Genomic DNA, 22,507 nt, shown 5'->3' on the forward strand with positions numbered 1-22,507 from the left:
CTCAGGCGGGTGGCTTCACGGGCAGCTCGATGGTGAAGGTGGTGCCCGGGCCGGGCTGGTCGGCCAGGGCGATGGTGCCCTGGTGGCGCTCGACGATGGCGCGGGTGATGACCAGGCCCAGGCCCGTGCCGGGGATCCGCCGGTCGAGGGCGGACGACGCCCGGTAGAAGCGGCGGAACAGCCGCGGCCGGTCGGCGGGCGGGATGCCGATGCCGCTGTCGGCGACCGACCAGGTGATCCGGTCCACGCCGTCGTCGTCGGTGCGGGTGCCGGCGGTGACGGTGATGGTGCCGCCGGCGGGCGTGTACTTGATGGCGTTCGACAGCAGGTTGTCGGCGACCTGGCGCAGCCGGTCCGGGTCGGCGTGCAGCGGCAGCCGCGGCGGCACCGTGACCGTGACGGTCAGGTTCTTGTCGGCGACCGGCCGGGCGACGGCCTGCACGGCCGTGTCGATGATGCCGGCGAGGTCGACGGCGGTGGGGTGGATGGCCAGGTGGCCGGACTCCAGGCGCGCCAGGTCGAGCAGGTCCTCGGCCATCACGGTGAGCCGCTGCGCGTTGCGGGTGATGGTGTCGAGGTAGCGGCCCAGCTCCTGCGGCGTCAGCGTGCCGGTCTCCTCGCTGACCATCGCCGCGGTGGCGGTGATCGCCGTGAGCGGGTTGCGCAGCTCGTGGGTGACCAGCGCGAGGAACTCGTCCTTGGTGCGGGCCAGCTCGACGGCGAGCTCCTCGGCGCGTCGCCGCTCCAGGTACTGCCCGACGTGCGCGGCGACGCCGGACAGCAGCCCGGTGAGGGTGTCCTCCGGGTCCTCCGCGCGGTCGCCGTACACGCACAGGGCGCCGAGGATGGTGGATCCGGCCCAGATCGGCACGCCCACCGCGACGTGCAGGCCGATCGCCGCGGCGGCCCGGCTGCGCACGGACCCGGTGTCGGCGGCGAGGTCGGGGATCCACAGCGGCCGGCGCTCGCCGTGGACGCGGCCGGGCAGCCCCATGCCGTAGTCGAGCTCGTCGATCGCGAACGCGCCCAGCCGGCGGCCGGGCTCGGCGTGCCGGGCGGCGCAGAGCAGCAGCTGCCGGTCCACGTCCACCAGCCACAGCTCGGCCACCGGCCAGCCCATCTTCACGCCGAGCGCCTCCACGACCCGGGCGGCGGCCGCCCCGCTGGACTCCGCCTCGGCCAGCCCGCGCGACACCGCGGTCTCCACCGCGGAGAACCGGCCGGCGCGCACCGCGGTGGTCACGTCGTGGGCGAAGGCGTGGAACACGGGCCCGCCCGGGGTGTCCGTGGCGGTCAGCGTCATCTCGATCGGGAACTCGTGGCCGTCGCGGTGCAGCGCGTTCAGCTGCAACCGCTGCCCCAGCACCCGCCCGGGGCCGCCCGCCGCCACCCGGCGCAGGCCGGCGCGGTGCTGGTCGCGGAACCGCTCCGGAATGATGAGGGCGGTGATCTCGCGCCCGCACGCCTCGGCGTGGGAGTGACCGAACGTCGCCTCGGCGGCGGCGTTCCAGCCGACCACCCGGTCGGTGGAGTCGATGGCGACGTACGCCTCCAGCGCCGCGGCCAGCACGGCCTCCGGCTCGTGCAGCACCTGGTGGTTGCAGATGACCGGTGTGACGTCCGGACGGCCCATGCCCGGTCCCCCTTCGCCGCTGCGTTCGCCTCGTCCGCGTCGTGCGTGCGGCGCCGCCCGGGGGGACGGGGGACAGGCGCTGCCGGGGCAGCGTATCGCGATGTCCGGCGCGGCGACCCGGCATCGGCGCGACCCGGCGGCCGCGGTCTAGCCTGAGACCGGGCAGCCCGGCCGAGCAGGAGGAGACAACCCATGCGTGACCTGGTCTACACCGGTTTCATGTCGCTGGACGGCGTGGTCGACTCGCCGGGCGGCGGGCCGGGGGAGGGCCACCGCAGCGGCGGGTGGGTGTTCAAGGACCTGGAGTTCGTCGAGGAGGCGTGGTCGCTGAAGGGCGAGGAGCTCGCCGACACGACGGCGCTGATGTTCGGCCGCCGCAGCTACGAGGCGTTCGCGCCGGTCTGGCCGGGCTCGGAGGACCACGCCGCCTACCGGGACCTGCCCAAGTACGTGGTGTCGGGCACGCTGACCGACGACGCCCTCGTCGACGGCTGGGGGCCGACGACGATCCTGCGCTCGACCGAGGACGTCGCCGCCCTCAAGCGGGGCGAGGGCGGGGCGATCTTCATCCACGGCAGTGCCGAGCTGGCCCGCCGGCTGTCGGACGCCGGCCTGATCGACCGGTACCACCTGCTCGTCTTCCCGGTGCTGCTCGGCGCCGGCAAGAGCCTGTTCGGCCGGGCCGACCGGGACAAGCACATGCTGACGCTGCGGGAGTCGCAGAGCTATCCCAACGGCATCCTCAAGCTCATCTACGACGTCCGGCGCTGACCGCGATGCCCCGCACCGACGACGTCGCGCTCGACGCGGCACTGGACCCGCTGGTCCTGGCCATGGACATCGGGTCGACCGCCACCCGCGGCGGGGTGTACGACGCGTCCGGCCGGCCGGTGCGCGGCCTGCAGCACAAGGTGCCGCACGCCTTCACGGTCGCCCCCGACGGCACCTCCGTCATCGACCCCGACCAGGTGACCGCCGAGGTCGGGCAGGTCCTCGACGCGGTGACCGGCGACCGGCGGCTGGGCACGCGCATCGCCGGCGTCGCGATGGACACCTTCGCCGCCTCGCTGATCGCCGTCGACGCGGCCGGGCGCGCCCTCACCCCGTGCATCACCTACGCCGACTCGCGCAGCGCCGCCGCGGTCGCGGCACTGCGCGCGGAGCTCGACGAGCACGCCGTGCAGCAGCGCACCGGCACCCGCCTTCACACCAGCTACCACGCCCCGCGCCTGCGCTGGCTCGCGGCCACCCAGCCGCGCGTCGTCGCCGCGGCCGCGCACTGGTGGTCGCTGGGCGAGTACATCCTGGCCCGGCTGACCGGGCAGCCGCTCGCCGGGACGTCCACAATGGCGTGGACCGGCCTGCTCGACCGCCGCACCGGCGAGCTCGACGCCGAGCTGCTCGCCGCCGCCGGCATCGCCGCCGCGCAGCTGTCCCCGCCGCGCGACATGACGGAACCCGCGCCGCCCGCTGCCCCGGCCCGCCGGCCCGCCCTGGCCCGGGCCGTGTGGTTCCCCGTCATCACCGACGGCTTCGCCAGCAACATCGGCGCCGGGGCGACCGACGCCACGGTGCTCACCGCGGCCACCGCCACCAGCGGCGCGCTGCGGGTGCTGCTCGACGGCCCCGCCGATCCGCTGCCGTCCGGGCTGTGGAACTACCGCGTCGGGGCGCGGCACACCCTGCTCGGCGGCGCGATCAACGACGTCGGCCGCGCCGTCAGCTGGGCGCAGGAGACGCTGCGGCTCAGCCCGGCGCTCGGCGCCGTCCTCACCGCGCCGCCCACCGACGCCACCCCGCTCGTGCTGCCGTACCTCACCGGCGAACGCGCGCCCGGCTGGGTCGGCGGGGCCCGCGCCGTCCTCACCGGGGTGTCGGCCGCCACCGACGCCGACACCCTGTTCCGCGGGATCGTCGAGGGCGTCGCCATGACCTACGCGCGCGTCGCCGACGAGCTGCGCCCCGCCGCCCCGGGTGTCCTGGAGGTGGCGGCGGCGGGCCGGGTCAGCAACGACCAGCCCGAGTGGCTGCAGGTCCTCGCCGACGTCCTCGGCCGGCCCGTCACCCACGTGACCCGGCGGCGCGCCACGCAGCGCGGCACGGCCCTGCTCGCCCTCGACGTGCTGGCGCCCGGCGTGCCGCGCGCGCCCCGGGCCACCGGCGCCACGTACGAGCCGCGGCCCGCCCACGTGGAGCACTACGCGCAGCGTCGCGCCCGGTTCGCCGCGGTGTACGACGCCCTGGTGCGCGGCTGACGCGCGGGCGTCAGCGCCACCAGTCGTCGAGCGGGGTGACGGGCAGCGCCCGCTTGTGGCGGGTCGCCAGGAACGTCGCCTCGATCCGGGCGGCCACCTCCGGCGGCACGTCGGCGCCCTCGAGGTAGTCGTCGATCTGGTCGTACGTCATGCCCAGCGCCACCTCGTCGGGCAGCGCGGGCCGGTCGTCCTCCAGGTCGGCGGTGGGCACCTTCTCCCAGGTGCTGCGCGGCGCGCCCAGCTCGCGCAGCAGCGCGGCGCCCTGCCGCTTGGTCAGCCCGGTCAGCGGGGTGACGTCCACGCCGCCGTCGCCGTACTTGGTGAAGAAGCCGGTCACCGCCTCGGCCGCGTGGTCGGTGCCCACCACCAGCATGTTCAGCTGGCCGGCGATGGCGTACTGGGCCACCATCCGCTCCCGGGCCTTGATGTTGCCGCGCACGAAGTCGCGCAGCCCGGTCTCGCCGAGGCCCGCCGCCGCCTGCGCGGCCACCGCGTCGGAGCTGGGCCGGACGTCCACCGCGACGGACCGGTCCGGCTGGATGAACGCGAGCGCCACCTGCGCGTCGGCCTCGTCGGCCTGCACCCCGTACGGCAGCCGCACCGCGACGAACGCCGCCTCCGTGCCCTCGGCGCGCAGCTCGGCGCAGGCCAGCTGGCACAGCCGCCCGGCCAGCGTGCTGTCCTGGCCGCCGCTGACGCCCAGCACGTAGCCGGTGGCGGGCGTCGACCGCAGGTACGCCTTCAAGAATTCGACCCGGCGCCGCACCTCGTCCGCGACGCTGACGGACGGCCGGACGCCGAGCTCGGCGATGATCTGATCACGAAGGTTCGCCACCCGCGTTACTGTATGCGGCCCGCCGCCACCGGTCCCGGCGTCACCCGTCCTGCACTACGGTCGGGGGATGGTCACCGTCGCCGACGTGCGGGCGCTGACGCGGACCCTGCCCCGCACGACCGAGCACCTGGTCCGGGACCGCGTGAAGTTCCGGGTCGGGTCCATCGTGTACGTGGCGTTCTCCCGCGACGAGGCCACGATGGGCTTCGCCCACCCGAAGGAGGACCGGGACGCCCTGATCGCCGGCGAACCGGACCTTTTCTTCCTGCCCGAGCCGGCCGACCTGCGCTTCAACTGGGTGTGCTGCCACCTCGCACGGCTGGACCCGCCGCACATGACGGAGCTGGTGACGGAGGCGTGGCGGATGGTGGTGCCACAATTCGTGGCGCGGCAGCGCCTGGGCGGCTGACGCCGGCCTTCGACGACGAGGAGCGCGGATGTCACTCGCACGGATCCACAACCTGTCCATCTCCCTCGACGGCTTCGCCACCGGCGAGCCCCAGTCCGCCGACGCGCCGTTCGGCCACGCGGGGGAGCGCCTGCACGAGTGGATGTTCGGCACCCGCTTCTGGGACGCCGCCGCCGGCACCGCGGGCATCGACAACGCCTTCGCCGAACGCCACGGGCCCGGCATCGGCGCCGAGATCATGGGCGCGAACAAGTTCGGCCCGCCCGGCTGGCAGGACGACCCCGCCTGGACGGGCTGGTGGGGCGACGACCCGCCGTTCCACACCCCGGTCTTCGTGCTGACCCACCGCCCGCGCGGCCCGCTCGAGATGGCGGGCGGCACCACGTTCCACTTCCTCGACGCCACCCCGGCCGAGGCCCTGGAGACGGCCCGCGCGGCGGCCGGCGGCCGGGACGTCCGGATCGGCGGCGGCCCCACCGTCGTCCGCGACTTCCTCGCCGCGGGGCTCGTCGACCACATGCACCTCGTCCAGGTGCCGATCGTCCTCGGCCGCGGCGTCCGCCTCTGGGACGGCCTGGAAGCCCTCGAGGACGCGTACGCCGTCGAGGCGGTCTCGTCGCCCAGCGGCGTCACCCACCTCACGTTCACCCGCCGGGCGGCACGACAGGGCGCGCGCGGCGCCTGACGACAACCGCGCGGATCTCCGGCGCCCGCGCCCATGACGCTCGCGGCCGCCACCGCGGCCGACGGCTGCGGCGGGAGCTGCCACGGGACAGCATGACGGCGTTGTCGATGACCTCCATCACCTGGAAGGGGTGGCCCGCTCACGTCGGCCCCGGCGCGCCGGTGGTCCGGCGCCACCCGTAGCGGGTCAGCCCGCGCGGCTTGTAGACGGCCAGCACCGTGGCGGCGAGCAGCACGAGCAGCCCACCGGCCGCGTGCACGACGGCCGACAGCCGCGCCTGCGGCAGCTCGGTCAGGGCGCCGCGGGCCGCCGCGTCGGCGAGGGTTCCGATCGGCCCGAGCTGCAGCAGCAGCACCGCGGTGGCGACGAGGACCAGCGCGAACTTGATGAGGACCCACCAGTGCCGCAGCAGCCCCCACGACGTGCCCAGCGACGACACCAGGCCGGACGCCAGCGACGCGGCCGCGAGCGGGACGATGACGAGCCGGGCGGTCACGTCCATCGCGAGGTGCGCGGCGCGCAGCACCGCGTCGTCCCGGCTGCGCAGCGCGGTCACCGCGAGGACCAGGAACATCAGGACGGCGCCGAACCAGCCGACGGACGTGCTGACGTGCAGCACCAGCGCCGCCCGGCGCGCCCCGGGGCGCAGGACGGTCACCCCCGGACCGGCGGGGCGCCGCCGCCCGCCAGGTGGCGGCCGGGCCCGTGGTCGCCGGCCAGGCCGGTCAGCTGCGCGACGACCAGCACCAGCACCGCGGCGGCCACGACCAGGCCGACGACCTTCACCCACCGCGGTACGCCCGGCGGCCCCGCGTCGCGATTCGTCATCCCGTACCTCCCGATCGATTTATCGAGACACCATGTCCACATACCGTCAGGATGTCATGCCACGGGCGGCCTGTATGGTGGCGGGGTGCCGAAGCTGTGGAACGAGACGATCGAGGCGCACCGCGCCGCGGTCCGCGACGCCACCCTCGACGCCGCCGCGGCCCTCGTCGCCGAGCACGGCCTCACCGGCATCACGATGTCGCGCCTCGCCGGGGCCACCGGCATCGGCCGCGCCACCCTCTACAAGTACTTCCCCGACGTCGACGCCGTCCTGCACGCCTGGCACGAGCGGCACGTCGGCCGTCACCTGACCCACCTCACCCAGCTCCGCGACCGCCCCGGCGCCCCCGCCGACCGGCTCACCGCCGTGCTGAGCGCCTACGCCGCCATGGCCCGCCACGGCCACGACGGCGCCGTCGCCGCCGCACTGCACCGCGGCGCCCACGTCACCGGGGCCCACCAGCAGCTGTCCGCCCTCGTCCAGGGCCTGATCGCCGACGCGGCCGGCGCCGGGCAGGTCCGCACCGACGTCCCCGCCGCCGAGCTGGCCGGCTACTGCCTGCACGCGCTGTCGGCGGCGACCACCCTCACCTCCGAGGCGGCGGTCCGGCGCCTGGTCGCGGTCACCGTCTCCGGGCTACGCCCACCGGCCTGACCGCGGCCGCCGAACGGTCACCGGGTGAGGTGCACGCCGTTGAAGCCGGCGAAGACCGCGGCGTACTCACCGCCCGGCATCTGCACCGGGGTGCTCGCGTTGGTGAAGCCGCCCTGGCCGAGCTGGCCGTCGCCGTTGTTGCCCCAGCACCAGGCGGTGCGGTTGTCGCTGACGGCGCAGCTGATGTTGACGCCCAGCGCGGGCCGGTACCAGGTGGTCAGGGTGCCGACCCGGGCGGGCTGGTCCCGGTCGGTGGTGTCGCCGAGGCCGAGCTGGCCGCTGCCGTTGGCGCCCCAGCACCAGAGGCTGCGGTCGGTCCGGGTGGCGCAGACGTGGTAGTTGCCGGCCGACACGTGCAGCCAGGTGGTGCCGGGCACCTGCTGCGGGCTGGTGCGCTGGGTGGTGTCGTCGAGGCCGAGCTGGCCGCTGCCGTTCTCGCCCCAGCAGAAGAGGGTGTTGCCCTGCGTGCCGCAGGTGGTCTGCAGGAACGAGGTGACGCTCGTCCACGTTGTCGCGGCGCCGACCTGGGTCACGGTGGGCGTCGGCGTGTTGCTGTTGATGCCCAGCTGGCCGAGCCAGTTGGCGCCCCAGCAGTACAGCGCGCCGGTGCCGCGGACGCCGCAGGTGTGGTACGAGCCCGCGGTGATGCTCGTCCAGTCGGTCCAGGTGCCGACCTTGACGGGGCTCGACTGCCAGGTGGTGTTGCCCTGGCCGAGCTGGCCGTCGGCGTTGTAGCCCCAGCACCAGAGGGTGTTGTCGGTCTGCGCCGCGCAGGTGTGGTTGACCCCCGCCACGACCTCCCGCCACGTCGTGCCGGCGCCGATGCGGGTGGGCTCGGCCCGGGAGAGGTCGTCGCCGAGGCCGAGCTGGCCGTACTTGTTGTCGCCCCAGCACCAGATCGAGCCGTCGGACCGGACGCCGCAGGTGTGGTTGTCGCCGGAGCCCGCCCCGACCCACGTGGCGACGGCGCCGACCTGCGTCGGGACGTTGACGGTGTTGGTGCCGGCCTGGTTGTCGTTGTTGTCCCCCCAGCACCACAGCGAGCCGCCGGTCTTGATCGCGCAGGTGAAGTAGTCGCCCAGCGACATGGTCGAGGTGTAGCCGGTGTCGGTCGCCGTGGGGACCAGCCGCTGGGTGGTGTTGTCCTGGCCGAGCTGGCCGTGGTCGTTGAGGCCCCAGCACCAGAGTGAGCCGTCGGTGCGCCGGCCGCAGGTGTGCTCCCGGCCGCCGTCGGCGCGCGACCAGGAGGCGCCGGAGGACACGATCGCGGGGACGGTGCCGTCGGTGGTGCTGTTCACGCCGAGCTGGCCGCGGTTGTTGTTGCCCCAGCAGTACAGGGCCGTGCCGCGGGTGCCGCACGAGTGGTTGCTGCCCGCGGTGATGGTGCCCCAGTCGGTGTTGAGGCCGACCTGGGCCGGCGAGGTGCGCTGCGTCGTGTCGCCGCTGGCGACGCCGAGCTGGCCGTCGCCGTTCGCCCCCCAGCAGTGCAGCGAGGCGTCGGTCTTGATGGCACAGCCGTGGTTCGTGCCGACGGCGAGGGCCGGACCCCAGTCCGCCGCGGCGCCGACCCGCGTCGGGACGTTCCTGTCGCCGGTGGCGCCGAGGCCGAGCTGGTAGACGTCGTTGGCGCCCCAGCAGTACAGGTAGTTGTTGGTGCGGGTGGCGCAGGCGTGGTTGTAGCCGGCCGCGATGGAGCGCCAGTCGGTGAACCCGACGACCTGCGTCGGCGTCGCCGGCTCGGACGTGTTGCCCAGGCCGAGCTGGCCCCGGCTGTTGTCCCCCCAGCACCACAGCGTGCCGGTGTCGCGGATGCCGCAGGTGAACCCGTAGGCCCCGGTGACGGCGGTCCAGTTGGTGGCGCTGCCCACCTGCACCGGCCGGGACCGGGTGCTGGTGTCGCCCAGCCCCAGCTCCCCGGCGTCGTTGTCGCCCCAGCACCACAGCGTGCCCGGCGACTGGATGCCGCACGAGTGGGTGCTGACCGCGGCGAGGCCGGTCCACCCGGTGGCGGCGCCGACCCGGGTGGGCTGGTCCGGTGGCGTCGGATCGGCGCCCGAACGCCAGAGCTGACCGGAGGTGAAGTCCGCGCCCGCCGACAGCGCCGAGGCCGGGTTGGCGGTCGTGGCGGTGAACGCGGCCTCGACCCCGCCGAGCGCGTACAGGGCGGCCACGAGCAGAGCGAACGCCCCCGCCAGTAAGCCAGTCCCGTGCCGAGTCACCCCGCACCCATCGGCCACGGACCCGCCGGGTTGATGAATCCTCAACCAATGCCCGGCCGGGTCGATGGGACACCCCGGAGGTGACCGACAGATGAGGCCGCACGCCGTGCGCCGGACACGCACCGCCCGTGGTCCGGCGCTGGCGCTCACCCTCGTCCTGCTCGTCGGCGCCGTCCTGATGATGGGCACCTCCTCCTCGGCGTTCACCACCCAGTCCGCCAACCCCACCAGCACCTGGGCGGCGGGCTCGGTCACCCTCGGCGACGACGACTCCGGCCAGGCGCTGTTCACCACCGGCGTGCCCGGCACGGGCCAGGTCAGCGCCGCCGCCCTCAAACCCGGCCAGAGCCGCGTGAACTGCGTCAAGGTCGACTACACGGGCACCGCGCCGGCGGCGGTCCGCCTGTTCGTGACCACCAGGTCCGGCACCAACGGCACCGGCGGCACCGGCATCCTCCCGACGACGCACATCTCGGTGGAGGAGGGCACGGCCGGGGCGTTCGGCTGCGCCGGGTTCGCGGGCGCCACCACGACCTGGGACTCCGCCACCCACCCCAACGGCGCGACGGTGTGCAGCGGCGCCGGGTGCTTCTCCGACGTGATCAACTCGTTCCCGAGCACCTATGCGACGGGGTTGCCGTCCGCGCTGGCCACCTGGACCAACGGCACCTCCCGGGTGTACCGGATCACCATGCGCCTCGACATCGCGACCCCGGAGACGGCGGAGGGCGCGACGGCGTCGGTGGGCTTCACCTGGGAGGCACAGTCCGCGTGACGTGGGTGACCACGTCCGCATGGTGCGCGGTGGAGACGCGGGTGCACCACGACGGCCTGCTGCTGCGGTGCGCCACCGTTCTGGAGCACAAAGCATCCTGCGCGAGACGGCCACGCAGCCGAAGCCGACCGGTTCTTCGCAGGCGCGATCGACCCCGGGCGGCTCACCCACCAGCTGACGCGAAACCTCGGCGGCCCACCAGCGCTCAGTCGCCGACCACGGCGCAACGCCGGAGGGCGTTAACCGGTTCACCCGATGTGACCGACACGCCCAGCCGGCGGAGCCGCCGGACCGTCCCGATCCTCGCCGCCGCCGGCGTCCTCGTCGTCTCCGCGATCGGCGTCCTGCTGGCCCGCCGTCACCAGGACGTCCGTGCGCGGCGGTGTCGCGTCGCTGCCGCCCGCGTCGCCCGGCGTCGTCAGTGCCGGTTACCTGGGGAGCCACTGGCGTCTCGCCGCGGTGACCGACCGCCGCGGCACCACCGCGATCCCCGCGTCCGTCGGCGCGTGGCTGGAACTGGCGGCCGACGGCACGCTCCTCGCCTCCGACGGCGTCAACGTGATCAACGGGCACGTCACCGGCGCCGGCGCCGGCTTCGACGTCTACGAAGCGATCACCACCCTCGTCGGATACGCCGGCGACAACCCGGCCGAGGTGGCCGCCGTCACCGGCATCCACGCCGTCACGTCCGGCCCCCCGGTCACGTCGAGCGCGCCGGGCGACGGTTCCCAGGCGCCGCCCGTACACGTCACCGTGCTGGCTTCGGACGGTGAACAGCTCACCGTCCAGGGCAGCGGCGTGCGGCTCACCTTCGTCCGGACCGGCCCGGCCGGCAGGCTCGACATGAAGCCCGTGCCGGCTGAGAGCCGGTCGGCGGGGTAATGCGCTGTCGGTCGTCGGTGGGCGGTGGTAGAAAGCGACGGTGGATGGGACCGTGGAGTTCGCCGACCTGCTGCGCCTGATGGACGAACGCTCGACCGCCTTCCAGGCCGCGCTCGCCGCCGCGCCCACCCTCGACGCGCAGGTGCCGACGTGTCCCGAGTGGACGCTGTTCGACCTGGTGCAGCACCTGGGGGAGGGGCGCCACAGGTGGGCCGCCACCGTCGCCGCGGGGCCCGCCGACGGTCCCGCGGCCGTGTCCGCGCCGCCGGCGCCGCGGCAGCGCGAGGCCCTGATGGCCTGGTACGCCGCGTCGGTGCGGGAGCTGCTGTCCTCGCTCCGGGCGGCCGGGCCGGACCGTGGCTGCTGGACGTGGTGGGGCCGGTCGCAGTCGCCGCGAACCAGCGGCGCCGTCGCCCGGCACCAGCTCCAGCAGCTCGCCGTGCACACCTACGACGCCCAGGTCACGGTGGGCGCCCCGCAGCCGCTGCCCGGCGAGGTGGCACTCGACGGGGTCGAGGAGTTCCTGACCACCTGCTGCGCGACGACGACCCCGTGGCCGCACAAGCCGGCGGTCGTCGACTACCACGCCACCGAGGGTCGCTCCTGGCGCGTCCTGCTCTCCGCCGACGGCGCCCGGGCCACCCGGCTCCCGTCCGGCGGTGCGGGACTGGAGGCGGCCGATGTCGCCGCCTGGGGCACCGCCCACGAGCTGGTGATGTTCTTCTACGGCCGCATCCGGACGGAGTCGCTGCGCACCGAGGGCGACCGGGGCATCTTCGACCAGCTCATCGCCTGGGATCCGGGGGTGTAGGGGCGCCGAGTGGCGGGCCCGAGGAGCTACTGGGCGACGCCGGCGAGCAGCCAGCGCACGACGCGAACCTCCATCACGACCCGCCACGGGTGCAGGGTCACCCGGCCTTCCGCCACGACGGGAGCGGCGCCGCCCTCCAGCGCCACGGACACCCGCGGGTCGAGGCGGACGTTGCGCACCTTCCGGTTCTTCTCGGCGCTGCAGATCCACAGGGCCGACTCGTGGAAGATGAACCACACCGGGGTCTGATGCGCCACAGCCACGCGAGCTTCCCCCGCTCCAGTCGTTCGGCGACGCTGTGATCAGGTCGGCTGACATGTCCCCCCTAACGACTGGTGGCTCTTCCGTGATCGCCGGCGTGCTGCTTTACTATGTCACTAGTAAAGCAGCAAGGAGCAACCGTGTTCGTCTTCCGGCTCGACACCCACTCCGGCGTGCCGCCGTACCTGCAACTCGTCCAGCAGGTGCGCCAGGCGGTGCTGCTGGGCTTCCTCCAACCCGGTGATCGTCTCCCGCTCATCCGCGAGGTGGTCGAGGACCTGGCGATCAATCCGAACACCGTCGCCAAGGCGTACCGGCAGATGGAGCTGGAGAACCTGGTGACCGGCCGGCCCGGCCAGGGCACGTTCGTCAACGCACAGCAGTCGGCCGCGATGTCGGCGGCGACGTACACGTCGCTGGGCCGCGGCCTGGCGACGTGGCTGCGCCGCGCCTACGCGGCCGGCCTCGACGAGCAGGCGGTCAACGCGCTCTTCGCGTCCGTGCACCAGCAGACCAGGAACGAGGACGTGGCGTGACGGCGACGGAGTTCGCGCTGCGCACCGACGGGGTGGGCAAGCGGTACCGGAAGGGCTGGGCGCTGCGCGACTGCACCCTCGACCTGCCGGCGGGCGGCGTGATCGCCCTGGTCGGGCCGAACGGCGCGGGCAAGACCACGCTGCTGCGCATGGTCGTCGGCTTGCTGGCACCGAGCACCGGCACGGTCGAGGTCCTCGGCCACGACGTCACCGCCAGCACCCCGCAGACGCTGTCCCGGATCGGGTTCCTGGCGCAGGACCACCCGCTGTACAAGCGGTTCACCGTCGCCGAGATGCTCCGCTTCGGCCGGGCCACGAACCTGCGGTTCGACCAGGCGCTGGCCGAGCGCCGGCTGGCGACGCTGGGCATCCCGCTCGACCGCCGGGCCGGCACGCTCTCCGGCGGCCAGCAGGCGCAGGTCGCGCTGGCGCTGGCCCTGGCGAAGCGGCCGGACCTGCTCGTCCTCGACGAGCCGGTGGCCAGCCTCGACCCGCTGGCCCGGCGCGAGTTCCTCCAGGTCCTCATGGGTGCGGTGGCCGAGGGCGGGGTGACCGTCCTGTTCTCGTCCCACGTCGTGCACGAGCTGGAGCGCGTCTGCGACCACCTGGTCGTGCTCAACCACGGCCGGGTTACCCTCGCCGGCGACATCGACACCCTCCTCGCCGAGCACCGGCTGCTCGTCGGCCCGCGCACGGCGACCGACCTCGACCGGGCCGGCGCCGTCGTCGAGGCGGTCCACAGCGACAGGCACACCACCCTGCTGGTACGCGACGGCGGGCTCCCGGCCGCACCCGGCTGGCAGGCCCAGCCGGTCGCGCTGGAGGACCTGGTGCTGGCGTACCTGCGCCGGCCGTCCGAGCCGGGCGCCGCGGTCACCTCGGGGGTGGCGGCATGACCTGGTTGATCTGGCGCCAGCACCGTACCGAGGTCTGCGTCCTGGGGTTGCTCGTCGGCCTGTTCGGCGTCGGCCTGCTCGTGCTCGGGTCCCAGGCCCACGACCTGTTCCCCGGCGGTCCCGTCCGGTGCGCGGGAGACGCCGGCACGAGCGAGGCCTGCACGGCCGCCCTCCGCCGGCTCGACGAGGAATACGGGTACATCGAGAATCTCCTGGCCGCCTTCTACCTGATGCCCGTCGTCATCGGCGCGTTCCTCGGCGCGCCGCTGCTCGCCCGCGAACTGGAGGACGGCACCTGGCAGCTCGCCTGGACACAGGCCGTGCCCCGGATGCGCTGGCTGGCGGCGAAGCTCGCGGCGCTGGCCGCCGTCACGGTCGCACTCACCGGGCTGTTCACGGCGGTGATCACCTGGTTCCGCCAGCCCTTCGACGTGTGGGAGGGCCGGTTCCAGTACGACGCCTTCGACGTGGAGGGACTCGTCCCGGCGGCATACGCCCTGTTCGCGTTCGGCGTCGCCACCGCCGCGGGCGCGATCCTGCGGCGCAGCCTGCCCGCGTTCGGCGTCGCCTTCGGCGCGTTCCTCGCCGCCCGCATGGCGGTGGCCTCGCTGGCCCGCCCCGCGTACGCCACGCCCCTCACCGCCACCGAGCCGGTCGCAGCCGGCGGCGCGACCGACCAGACGGGGAGCCGGCCCGCACCCACCGTCGCCGACTGGATGATCGACAACGGCTACGCGGACGCCACCGGGCGCAGGCTGACCACGCTCGAGTACTACGAACTGAAGGACGCCGCCGACCGGGCGGGCGCCAACCTCAACCAGTTCCTCCACGCGCGGGGCATCCAGGAGTACTGGGTCTACCACCCGGCCGACCGGTTCTGGACGTTCCAGCTCATCGAGGCGGCTGTGTTCATCGCGGTCGCGGCGGTGCTGATCGGTGTGGTGGTGTGGCGGGTCCGGCGCCGGATCATGTAGTGCAGCTGATGTCGGGGCGTAGTCCTTCGAGCGGCGGCTCGACGCCGACCGCCACGACGTGGAGGTCCGGCTGACGCTCGGGGATCAGCGGATCAAGAATGTCGGCTGGGTGCGGGGCCGCCCGGGCAGGTCGAGCTGCCGGGCGTCGGGTGACGGGCCGCGAAGCCTGGCCGGGCCTCCCGGAGTCGCCGGGGTTCGGTGGCGGAGCCCCGGCCGCCGGAGGCAAGGTCCGGGCCGTAGGGCCGGAGGCTCTACCCGCTGGAGGCAGGCTCCGATTGCGGCCGCTGAACCCACTTCCACAACACGGGCGCAGGCGCCGCGGATTCTGCGGCGGCGACAGCCTCTTCCGGCGTGGTGAAGCCCTGCGAGTCGGGCCAGAACCCGTCCTCATGTCCGGCCAGCCTGGCCGGTGCCGCACGTAGTACAGGTAGCCGGCGGCGTTCAGCTGAGGGGCTTCGTCCAGGCCGAGGTCTCCGTCAGCGTCGCCGACGGCGTACCAGAAATCGTGGCCAAGCCGCACGATACGCACGGTCGTCGGCATGACGCCATCGTCATGTTCGCCGGTCTCGCGGTGGCCGCTGCCCACCGGCTGAATGCCGTGACCAGGAAACGCGGTGCCCTCGAACAACCCTGCCTCTACTGTCGCCTCGTGACGAGCTTCCCGGCGCAGGCTCGGCGGGTCCGAGACGAACAGCTTGCCCCGCACCAGCGGATGCCGGCGCTACGCGAGTGCGTCCTCCACTTCGGGCCATACGGCTTCCGAGCCACCTGGCATCACCTCATGCTGACTGCCCGGGTCCCCCAGGATCTCGATGCGGATCCCAACTCTCTGGTGCGTGCAGTGGTCGAGCTCGAGAAGGCTCGTGCCGTGTGGCTCGAGCACCGTGACACCTTCACCGAGCGGCGAAGGCGGGAGAAGGCGGAGGGCAGGCGTTCACCTCGGCGGTCGGAGGGCTGGTACTCGTGGGCAGGCCGGCTCGCGTTCTGCCCCGATCCGATGCGGCATCCGAGCGAACCCTTGCCGATCGTCATGGAACGCCTGATCGGCGCCTACATCACCGGCGATGCCTGGAGCTTGAGGTGCCCGGTCTGCGCGGGGGATCGGGCCGCGTCGGAGCCGTGCCCGGCCTGTGGGGTGGCCCCGCCTGGCCTCGCGATCGCTCTGCCGACAAATCTGCAGCACCGTATCGCTCGGGACTGGCACCAGATCTGGCAGCGGACCGGGCTGCCCGTCGACGGGGCGGTCGGCCGACGCGAAACGGCGGCCACGCGGGCGGGAAGCCCGGCGTGACCGCCGTCCGGCAGGTTGTACCCGATCTGTACCCAGGATAGGTGAGCCCCGGAGCCTCGATGGCGAGGGCGCCCGGGGCTTCGTCGTGTCCACCCGGTGTCGCGGTGGCCACCGCCGGCCCGCGCCGGGAGCGAAGGGCAAGGCGCGGACCGGCCGGCGGAGTGGCTCGCGCGGAGGTCGGAGGCCGCCCTTGAAGGCGTATGGGAAGTTGTCACCGACAAGATGGCTTGAGGATGTCGAGCTCCGCTTGATGCGTTACTAGCTGGCTCCAGATGATGCGTCACACTCCGCCGGGTGCTGGTGGTGACTATCTCCGTGGTTCCGAACACCGTTTGAACGCTGTTTTCGACGCCACCCGATCGTCGGCGGATTCCGTCTCGGCGAGTTCCAGAGCCTCAGATCGATCGCCATGCGGCGAGACGGCGTTGTGGACCGGCGGGGCAGCAGTCAGCCGCCGTCTACGGTGCGGCTACAAGCTCGGCCGTCGAGGCCACGGTGACGACGGCTTGGCCGACGGCGTCACCGCTGCGGCTGGTGATGGCGGCGGGGACGTCGTCGAACGTGTACTGGTCGGTGACGGGCGGGCTGATGGCGCCTTGTCGTAGGAGGTCGGCGAGGGCGTTGAGGGTTTCGTCGCGTTCGGTGTCGTGGCGGAAGGCGGACAGGGCTCCGCTGACGGAGTAGTCGTTGAACATGATGTGCTGGGGGTCGGGTTGGCCCCAGGTCCCGCTGGCGAAGCCGACCAGCAGGACGCGCCCTGCTCGTGCGATGGCGTGCGTGGCCTGGTCGTAGGTTTCGCCGCCGACGGTGTCATAGACGACGTCGACGCCGTGGCCGCCGGTGAGGTCACGGACCGTGTCGGTGAGGGGCTGTTCGCGGAGGTTGATGACGTGGTCAGCGCCCTGGGCCTGGCAGAAGCGGGCTTTGTCATGGTTGCGGGCGGTCGCGATGACGGTGGCGCCGAGGGCTTTGCCGAGTTGGATCGCGGCGGAGCCGGTGCGTCCTGAGCCGCCGAGGACCAGCAGTGTCTCGCCGGGTTGGAGCGCGGCCCGGTGGGCCAGGCCGATGTGGGCGACGTGGAAGGAGCCGGGGAATCCGGCCGCCTGGCTGTCGGTGAGTTCCGGCAGGACCGGCACCGCCCCGGTGGCCGGGCTGAGGGTGTACTCGGCGAGGCCGCCCACCGCGATGTCGGCGCGGCTGTTGCCCATGATCCGGGTGCCTACCGGGAAGGGGTAGCCGGAGCCGGCTTTGTCGACGATGCCCACGATCTCCTGGCCGGGAGATACCGGGGGTGCGGGGACGAAGGGGTAGCGACCCTGGACCATCAGGAGGTCGGGAAGGGCCACACTGGCGGCCAGAACCCGCACGCGTGCCTCTCGCGGACCCGGTTCGGGCAGGGCTACCTCGGCCAGTTTCAAGACGGCCTGCGGCATGCCGAACTCGGTTGCTTGCCAGCGCTTCATATCAGAACAGCTTCCTTGGAGCGGATGGTTGCGTGGGTGGTGCTGAGCGTGGTTCACGGGCCTGGGCTGCTGCGCCGGCATGATTCACCGGCAGATCGCGGGGATGCGGTGCCTGGAGCTACCTCCGAGAGCTACAGCCCGCGGGGAGAGCTCAGGTGCGGAAGCCGTCCTGGACGATGGCTCGCAGATTGTCCGGTGACGGCTCGTCGGCCAGCGAGGAGCCGCGGACCCAGCTCAATGCGAGGGCCATCAGGAACAGGTCGAGAGGGCGCAGACCGTCGCGGGCCTTGCCGTCCCGCTGGGCCGCCTGCAGGAACTGTGCAGTCTGGTCTACGAACCCGGCGCAGGTCACGGCGAGCCGGTTCTGCACCCCGGTCATTGCCGTACGGACCGGTCCTGGAAAGCCCTCGAAGGCGCTGAAGAACTCCTCGACCACCACGAGCCAGGAGCGCAGCGCCTCGCCGGTGTCGGCCAGTCGCTGGATCCGCTCGATCTCTGCTGCCATCTGGGTGGAGCGTTGCTCGACCAGTCCCGCGATCAGGTCGTCGCGGGTCGGGAAGTGGCGGTACAGCGTCGCGGACCCGACCCCGGCGTCGCGCGCGATCGCATCCAGCGAGGCCCCGACGCCCGACTGCGCGAAGTGCCGCTCGGCCTCGGCCAGTATCAGCGAACGGTTGCGCTCGGAGTCGGAGCGGATTCGCCGGACCCGCGCTGGGGGTGGAGCCATGTCGTGTCCTTCCCGTGGGGTGAGGATCCGTCGCCGGCTGTTCGGTGACCTGGTGTCCGGTCCCTGCGGGGCAGGGCCGGCAAGCAGGAATCGTGTCCAGCAGGGTGGTGGTGATCTCAGGCCGGGTCGGGGGTCAGGGTGATGGCGCGGTGCAGCCGGACGGTGTTCTCCCGGTCCAAGGCGTCGCCGAAGGACACGAAGGCCTGCATGCACAGGTCACGGCGCAGCGGTGCGTGCTGGCGGTCGGCCCGTTCGATCGCTGCGAGGAGGGCTTCGCGGGGCAGTTCGGTGCAGTAGGCGGAGGTGCCGGGGTGGGCGCGCCAGGTGTTGTCCAGCCCGCCGATGTCGACCGGGTCGAAGCCGGTGATGTCGGTCAGTTCCGCCGCGAGCCGCCGGGCGTCGGGGTCGTCGCCGGCGACGGGCAGGGCGATGCGTCCCGGGATGCCCGCCGGGGTGCCCTTCTCGGCGAGGGTCTGGGCGAGGACGGCGTTCCAGGCCTTGGTGACGGGGCGGCCGAGCTGCTCGGAGATCCACCGGGCCTCGAGCTGGCCGTCGTCGATGGCGGCGATGTGACCGTCGCGGTAGGGGTGGTAGTTCCCGGTGTCGATGACCGGCACGTCGTCGGGCACGCCGTCGAGCAGCGAGCGGATCGCCGCGTAGCTGTTGAGGTTGACCGTCGTGATGATGACGTCGACGTCGCGGACCGCGTCCGCCGTCCACGCCGCGGTGACGCCGAGCGAGGCCGCGAGCTCGCGCAGCGTCTCAGGGTCGCGCGAATTCGCAAGCTTCACGGCGTGGCCGTCGACGGCGAACGCCTTTGCCAGGGGAACGCCGACGTTGCCGGCTCCGAGGATGGCGATCTTCACGGAGAACCCTTCGAGGTACGGCGGTGCACGTCAGAGCTGCTGGGCCTCGATGATCCGGTTGGTCGAGAGAGCACGATGCCCTTAGGTGGGGGCTTACCCCGGTTATTAAACAGGGGCAGCCCCCGTTTAGCAACGTTGTCAGCCTCACGTACGCCCTCGCCACGGCGCGTCAGCGCGCCCAGATCAAGGACGTCCGGCCCAGCCGTGTCCGGGGTTGGGCGAAGGACCACTCCGGCGTCCTCGGCCCGGCGACGCTGCTGGTCGCCTGCACGTACCTGAGTTCGATGTTCACGATGGCCGTGCAGGACTGCCTGATCCCGGCCAACCCGTGCGACAGCGGCATCCGCCTGCCGTCGATCGACCGCGGTGCCCGGTCGGTCTGCCGGCCGACCAAGTCCACGGCTTGGGCGAAGCTCATGCCGGCGCGGCTGAGCCCGATGGTGTACCCGTGCGGCGGCAGCTCAAGGTGCTCCAAGGTCGCCAGCCGTTCCTCGGTCAGGTCAAGACGAAGGCCAGCGTCCGGACGGTCGAGCTGCCGGACGTCGTGGCGGCGGCGCTCACCGCACACATGGGGGAGCGGTGCGAGCCGGTCGAGGTCGACGACGACACGGACCGCCGCCGGCCCCAGCGGCGCGGTGCCCGTTTGCTGTTCCGGAGCGTGAACGACGAGCCGATGAACGCGGCGATGTTCTCGCGGATCTGGACGACGGCTCGGGCGGGTGTCGGTCTGCCGCCGCGGTGGGGGATCCACGGGCTGAGGCACTACTACGCGACGGTGCTGATCCACGCGGGCGCGTCGGTCAAGACCGTGCAGCTCGCCCTCGGGCACAGCACGCCCACCGTCACGCTCGACACCTACGTGCACGAGTGGCGGGACGTCATCGACCGGACCCGGCTGGTCGTCGACGGGGCACTCGGCCGACGCGAAACGGCGGCCACGCGGGCGGGAAGCCCGGCGTGACCGCCGTTTCGCAGGTTGTACCCGATCTGTACCCAGGATCGCTGGCGAACCTGGAAGTGCAGGTCAGGAGCCTGTTGTGCGTCAGCAGTCGTAGAACTGACCCCCGCGATTTCCTGACCTGCGGGTCGTATGCCGAGATGGCATGTGAGCTGGGTCGACGGGCTCTACTGACTCTCGTCGTTTGCTGGTGCTTTCGCGTACGTGTTGTTCCCAATGTGTTCCAGTGGATCATGAGCCGGTGGGCATCCCGTCGCGCAAGCTTCGCTCGGCCGGGCCGCGCCCGCCTGGTCCAGGTGGAGCGCCCCGCCGGACGTACGACCTGGACCAGGCGGGCGCGGTCTGGTTGCCTCCGGTGCGCGATGGGTCGGCGGCGGTGGCGGCATCCCGGAGTCGCCGAGGGTCCGGGGCGAGTAGCCCCGGCCGCCGGAGGCCGGTTCCGGGTCGTAGGGCCGGAGGCCCTACCCGCCGGAGGCGTCTTCGGCGCGAGGCGCCGTGGAATCCTGCGGCGGCCACACCTGCGTGAAGGCAGCGGCGGGCCATCCCGATGGGAGCTCGCGCCTGATGGTGACGTACACCGGCCCGTGCGTCGTCTGGAGCTGCCAGTCCTCAAACTGGTCGAGGTCGTGTTCGACGTAGCGCGCGAGCAGGCGGGTGAGGTCGCGCAGGTCCCCGTCGGTAAGTGCAGCGCCCGGTTGGTCCGTCACCCGAACAGCATGGCAGTTCCCTGACGTAGCGGTCTGTGTCCCTGCGCGCTGAGCCCCGGCTTCCTCGATGGTGAGGACGCCGGGGCTTCGGCGTGTCCGCCGGTCTCGCGGTGGCCACCGCCGGCCGCGCCGTGAGCGAAGCGGCAAGGCGCGGACGGCCGGCGGAGTGGCCCGCGCGGCGGCCCGCAGGGCCGCCCTTGAAGACGTGTGGAAAGTCCTCACCCATGGAACCCGGACGGTGTCCGACAGGAAACCCGGACAGCGGTGATCCGTTGTGCGGCGGCGTTGTGGGTAGTGAACGGTGTCAGCGCTCGTCGTCCCAGGCGAGGTCAGGGCTGGTCGACGACATGTCTGGGTTTAACGCGCCGTCGTGCGCCGACTGCCCGGCACATTGTGCGGTTGCCGTCACCGCTTGTTCGGAAGGCAAGAGAGGGGATCAGGGGGGTGTTCCTAGCGTCGCAGGACGGGACGAGGCTGTTCGTCACCGTGCGCGGGCCCCGAGATGCGCCGTGGATCGTGCTGATCCACGGCCTCGGTCTGTCATCAGGTTCGTGGGATGCCGTCAGCGATCGGCTCGTCGGCGACCATCGGGTGGTTACTTATGACCTGCGTGGTCATGGCCGTAGTGAGCCGTCAGCCGATCAGGACTATGAATTGTCGGCTCACGCCGCCGATCTGGACGCCGTGCTGTCGGCGGTGGTCGGCGACGAGGGCGCTGTCCTGGTTGGTCACAGCTTGGGCGGGGCGGTCATCCTGGCGCGCGCAGAGCGCTCGCTGCTGCGCATCAGAGGGGCCGTCTTCGTCGGCTCAGCGGGATCGGCCGTCACCGTGCCAGGGCTGCCCGGTACCGCTTTCCCGCGCCCGGTACAGCAGGCCATACGCCGGTCGTGGTTGCTGCTGTTGCAGGTGGGGGCGCAAGTGGCGGTCCGCCTCCGCGGGGTGACGTGGCTGACAAAGGTGCCGGCACGCTGGTGGGTGTTCACCGCACAGGATCCTTCGCGGGCCGTGAACCGAGCCACCGGTGAGTTCCTGCGCACCGACCCCAATGTGCTGGCCCGTACCGCCTTGGCCAGTGTGAGCGACGACGGATCCACACGCGCGCCGCTTCTACGGGTCCCCGCCCTGATCCTGCACGGTGACCGGGACAAGCAGGCTGGCAAGGAGGATGTGCAGAAGTTGTTGGGCAGGCTGCCGGACGGGCAGCTGGTGACGCTACCCGGAGCGGGGCACATGCTACCGACGACCGATAGCGTCGCCGTGGCCCTGCACGTGGCGGAATGGGTCCACCATGTCGCCGGCAGCGCACCCGGCTCGGAGACACCGTCGCCACCCGTGCCGTGACCGTCGCATCACGCGTCGCCGCATCGCGGCGCCGGATCGCCGCCGGATCCCATCAATTCACGGTGAGATCGCCAGCACGGCGCCGACTCCTGATCGCACGCGTCCGGTTCGAAGTAGACGAATCAAGCAGTGGGCGGTGCCTGCTCGACGTTGAACCCGGCGTGCAGAACAGCCGGTGATACGGGGGCGCGGGCGCCCGGCGAGCCCGGACCCCCGCTGCGGTCGCCGGCCATCTACACCGCCGGGGTGGAGGGCTTAACCCTCCACCCCGATGGCGACGTACGCAACGGCCACGCCATCGCGCGGGTGCCGCCGACTGCTACCTTCGTCAGCTTTGGGTGGGCCGGCCCGGCGGTCATGCAGCCCACCGGCTGCAGTCAGCGGGCCGCCCTGACGGTTGTCGTAGGCCGGCGAACCCTGCGGGCTCCAGGTGATGCGACCGGTACGGTGCCGTCCAGCCTGTCAGACCCGGGTGCGGCCCTTGACGCCGGCGACGATGG

At 72.8% G+C, this 22,507-nt stretch carries 24 protein-coding genes; 14 read left to right on the top strand and 10 right to left on the bottom strand.

Annotated elements, in window-relative coordinates; all coding sequences use genetic code 11:
• Position 1 precedes the first annotated feature (1 nt).
• Positions 2-1,633, bottom strand: a complete 1,632-nt coding sequence (locus Sya03_RS28215) for a sensor histidine kinase (protein WP_203941462.1) — start codon at positions 1,631-1,633, stop codon at positions 2-4.
• Between the two features lie 192 nt (positions 1,634-1,825).
• On the opposite strand from Sya03_RS28215, the gene Sya03_RS28220 reads away from it, so the two are divergent.
• Positions 1,826-2,404 (top strand): dihydrofolate reductase family protein, encoded by a 579-nt coding sequence (locus Sya03_RS28220; RefSeq protein ID WP_203941463.1) that lies wholly within the window; start codon positions 1,826-1,828, stop codon positions 2,402-2,404.
• A gap of 5 nt (positions 2,405-2,409) precedes the next feature.
• Entirely contained in the window at positions 2,410-3,888 is a 1,479-nt protein-coding gene (locus Sya03_RS28225) for an FGGY family carbohydrate kinase (protein ID WP_203941464.1), read from the top strand.
• A gap of 10 nt (positions 3,889-3,898) precedes the next feature.
• On the opposite strand, the gene nadE is transcribed toward Sya03_RS28225, so the two are convergent.
• Positions 3,899-4,723, bottom strand: a complete 825-nt coding sequence (gene nadE, locus Sya03_RS28230) for an NAD(+) synthase (protein WP_203941465.1) — start codon at positions 4,721-4,723, stop codon at positions 3,899-3,901.
• Positions 4,724-4,790: 67 nt separating this feature from the next.
• Here nadE and Sya03_RS28235 point away from each other — a divergent pair, with 67 nt between their 5' ends.
• On the top strand, positions 4,791-5,132 hold the full coding sequence (locus tag Sya03_RS28235) for an MmcQ/YjbR family DNA-binding protein (RefSeq protein ID WP_203941466.1): 342 nt from the start codon (positions 4,791-4,793) through the stop codon (positions 5,130-5,132).
• 28 nt (positions 5,133-5,160) lie between these two features.
• Entirely contained in the window at positions 5,161-5,817 is a 657-nt protein-coding gene (locus Sya03_RS28240) for a dihydrofolate reductase family protein (RefSeq protein WP_203941467.1), read from the top strand.
• 139 nt (positions 5,818-5,956) lie between these two features.
• On the opposite strand, the gene Sya03_RS28245 is transcribed toward Sya03_RS28240, so the two are convergent.
• Positions 5,957-6,475 carry a DUF2269 domain-containing protein gene (locus tag Sya03_RS28245; protein WP_203941468.1) on the bottom strand — a complete coding sequence of 173 codons (519 nt, stop codon included), beginning with the start codon at positions 6,473-6,475 and terminating at the stop codon, positions 5,957-5,959.
• Positions 6,472-6,645: a hypothetical protein gene (locus tag Sya03_RS28250; protein ID WP_203941469.1), complete on the bottom strand. Its 174-nt coding sequence runs from the start codon at positions 6,643-6,645 to the stop codon at positions 6,472-6,474. The genes Sya03_RS28245 and Sya03_RS28250 overlap by 4 nt, the downstream gene beginning before the upstream one ends.
• A gap of 85 nt (positions 6,646-6,730) precedes the next feature.
• Here Sya03_RS28250 and Sya03_RS28255 point away from each other — a divergent pair, with 85 nt between their 5' ends.
• Entirely contained in the window at positions 6,731-7,300 is a 570-nt protein-coding gene (locus Sya03_RS28255; protein ID WP_203941470.1) for a TetR/AcrR family transcriptional regulator, read from the top strand.
• A gap of 17 nt (positions 7,301-7,317) precedes the next feature.
• Here the strand turns inward: Sya03_RS28255 and Sya03_RS28260 are convergent, their stop codons facing one another.
• The gene (locus Sya03_RS28260) at positions 7,318-9,471 is read right to left on the bottom strand and encodes an RCC1 domain-containing protein (RefSeq protein ID WP_203941471.1); all 2,154 of its coding nucleotides are present in this window, start codon (positions 9,469-9,471) and stop codon (positions 7,318-7,320) included.
• Positions 9,472-9,610: 139 nt separating this feature from the next.
• Between Sya03_RS28260 and Sya03_RS28265 the strand changes: the two genes are divergently transcribed.
• The 3 genes from Sya03_RS28265 (at position 9,611) to Sya03_RS28275 (ending at position 11,987) form a co-directional block, all read left to right on the top strand.
• Positions 9,611-10,294, top strand: a complete 684-nt coding sequence (locus tag Sya03_RS28265) for a hypothetical protein (RefSeq protein ID WP_203941472.1) — start codon at positions 9,611-9,613, stop codon at positions 10,292-10,294.
• 372 nt (positions 10,295-10,666) lie between these two features.
• Positions 10,667-11,176: an META domain-containing protein gene (locus Sya03_RS28270; RefSeq protein WP_203941473.1), complete on the top strand. Its 510-nt coding sequence runs from the start codon at positions 10,667-10,669 to the stop codon at positions 11,174-11,176.
• Positions 11,177-11,216: 40 nt separating this feature from the next.
• Positions 11,217-11,987 (top strand): maleylpyruvate isomerase family mycothiol-dependent enzyme, encoded by a 771-nt coding sequence (locus Sya03_RS28275; protein ID WP_203941474.1) that lies wholly within the window; start codon positions 11,217-11,219, stop codon positions 11,985-11,987.
• A gap of 26 nt (positions 11,988-12,013) precedes the next feature.
• Here Sya03_RS28275 and Sya03_RS28280 read toward each other — a convergent pair whose 3' ends face one another.
• Entirely contained in the window at positions 12,014-12,250 is a 237-nt protein-coding gene (locus Sya03_RS28280; RefSeq protein ID WP_203941475.1) for a pyridoxamine 5'-phosphate oxidase family protein, read from the bottom strand.
• A 138-nt stretch (positions 12,251-12,388) separates the two neighbouring features.
• Here Sya03_RS28280 and Sya03_RS28285 point away from each other — a divergent pair, with 138 nt between their 5' ends.
• The 4 genes from Sya03_RS28285 to Sya03_RS28300 all read left to right on the top strand — a co-directional run bounded on the left by Sya03_RS28285 (position 12,389) and on the right by Sya03_RS28300 (position 15,945).
• The gene (locus Sya03_RS28285) at positions 12,389-12,784 is read left to right on the top strand and encodes a GntR family transcriptional regulator (protein ID WP_203941476.1); all 396 of its coding nucleotides are present in this window, start codon (positions 12,389-12,391) and stop codon (positions 12,782-12,784) included.
• Positions 12,781-13,680 (top strand): ABC transporter ATP-binding protein, encoded by a 900-nt coding sequence (locus Sya03_RS28290; protein WP_203941477.1) that lies wholly within the window; start codon positions 12,781-12,783, stop codon positions 13,678-13,680. The genes Sya03_RS28285 and Sya03_RS28290 overlap by 4 nt, the downstream gene beginning before the upstream one ends.
• Positions 13,677-14,654 carry an ABC-2 membrane transporter-related protein gene (locus tag Sya03_RS28295; RefSeq protein ID WP_203941478.1) on the top strand — a complete coding sequence of 326 codons (978 nt, stop codon included), beginning with the start codon at positions 13,677-13,679 and terminating at the stop codon, positions 14,652-14,654. Before Sya03_RS28290 ends, Sya03_RS28295 begins: the two co-directional genes overlap by 4 nt.
• Positions 14,655-15,159: 505 nt before the next feature.
• On the top strand, positions 15,160-15,945 hold the full coding sequence (locus tag Sya03_RS28300) for a hypothetical protein (RefSeq protein WP_203941479.1): 786 nt from the start codon (positions 15,160-15,162) through the stop codon (positions 15,943-15,945).
• 458 nt (positions 15,946-16,403) lie between these two features.
• Here the strand turns inward: Sya03_RS28300 and Sya03_RS28305 are convergent, their stop codons facing one another.
• The 3 genes from Sya03_RS28305 to Sya03_RS28315 all read right to left on the bottom strand — a co-directional run bounded on the left by Sya03_RS28305 (position 16,404) and on the right by Sya03_RS28315 (position 19,001).
• Positions 16,404-17,408 carry an NADPH:quinone oxidoreductase family protein gene (locus Sya03_RS28305; protein WP_203941480.1) on the bottom strand — a complete coding sequence of 335 codons (1,005 nt, stop codon included), beginning with the start codon at positions 17,406-17,408 and terminating at the stop codon, positions 16,404-16,406.
• Between the two features lie 151 nt (positions 17,409-17,559).
• Positions 17,560-18,135 (bottom strand): TetR/AcrR family transcriptional regulator, encoded by a 576-nt coding sequence (locus tag Sya03_RS28310; protein ID WP_203941481.1) that lies wholly within the window; start codon positions 18,133-18,135, stop codon positions 17,560-17,562.
• A gap of 116 nt (positions 18,136-18,251) precedes the next feature.
• A complete protein-coding gene (locus tag Sya03_RS28315) occupies positions 18,252-19,001 on the bottom strand; it encodes an NADPH-dependent F420 reductase (protein WP_203941482.1) in 750 nt (249 codons plus the stop codon).
• Positions 19,002-19,449: 448 nt separating this feature from the next.
• Between Sya03_RS28315 and Sya03_RS28320 the strand changes: the two genes are divergently transcribed.
• Entirely contained in the window at positions 19,450-19,962 is a 513-nt protein-coding gene (locus Sya03_RS28320) for a tyrosine-type recombinase/integrase (RefSeq protein ID WP_203941483.1), read from the top strand.
• Positions 19,963-20,420: 458 nt separating this feature from the next.
• Here the strand turns inward: Sya03_RS28320 and Sya03_RS28325 are convergent, their stop codons facing one another.
• Positions 20,421-20,666 (bottom strand): hypothetical protein, encoded by a 246-nt coding sequence (locus Sya03_RS28325; protein ID WP_203941484.1) that lies wholly within the window; start codon positions 20,664-20,666, stop codon positions 20,421-20,423.
• Between the two features lie 516 nt (positions 20,667-21,182).
• Here Sya03_RS28325 and Sya03_RS28330 point away from each other — a divergent pair.
• On the top strand, positions 21,183-22,007 hold the full coding sequence (locus Sya03_RS28330) for an alpha/beta fold hydrolase (RefSeq protein WP_203941485.1): 825 nt from the start codon (positions 21,183-21,185) through the stop codon (positions 22,005-22,007).
• Positions 22,008-22,507 lie beyond the last annotated feature (500 nt).

Source organism: Spirilliplanes yamanashiensis (assembly GCF_016863475.1).
In the GTDB taxonomy this organism is placed as follows: domain Bacteria; phylum Actinomycetota; class Actinomycetes; order Mycobacteriales; family Micromonosporaceae; genus Spirilliplanes; species Spirilliplanes yamanashiensis.

Bases quoted from the DNA above. Each gene is read 5' to 3' on its own strand.
- Sya03_RS28215 (WP_203941462.1), bottom strand. From the start codon at position 1,633: ATGGGCCGTCCGGACGTCACACCGGTCATCTGCAACCACCAGGTGCTG.
- Sya03_RS28220 (WP_203941463.1), top strand. From the start codon at position 1,826: ATGCGTGACCTGGTCTACACCGGTTTCATGTCGCTGGACGGCGTGGTC.
- Sya03_RS28225 (WP_203941464.1), top strand. From the start codon at position 2,410: ATGCCCCGCACCGACGACGTCGCGCTCGACGCGGCACTGGACCCGCTG.
- Sya03_RS28235 (WP_203941466.1), top strand. From the start codon at position 4,791: ATGGTCACCGTCGCCGACGTGCGGGCGCTGACGCGGACCCTGCCCCGC.
- Sya03_RS28240 (WP_203941467.1), top strand. From the start codon at position 5,161: ATGTCACTCGCACGGATCCACAACCTGTCCATCTCCCTCGACGGCTTC.
- Sya03_RS28250 (WP_203941469.1), bottom strand. From the start codon at position 6,645: ATGACGAATCGCGACGCGGGGCCGCCGGGCGTACCGCGGTGGGTGAAG.
- Sya03_RS28265 (WP_203941472.1), top strand. From the start codon at position 9,611: ATGAGGCCGCACGCCGTGCGCCGGACACGCACCGCCCGTGGTCCGGCG.
- Sya03_RS28295 (WP_203941478.1), top strand. From the start codon at position 13,677: ATGACCTGGTTGATCTGGCGCCAGCACCGTACCGAGGTCTGCGTCCTG.
- Sya03_RS28305 (WP_203941480.1), bottom strand. From the start codon at position 17,408: ATGAAGCGCTGGCAAGCAACCGAGTTCGGCATGCCGCAGGCCGTCTTG.
- Sya03_RS28310 (WP_203941481.1), bottom strand. From the start codon at position 18,135: ATGGCTCCACCCCCAGCGCGGGTCCGGCGAATCCGCTCCGACTCCGAG.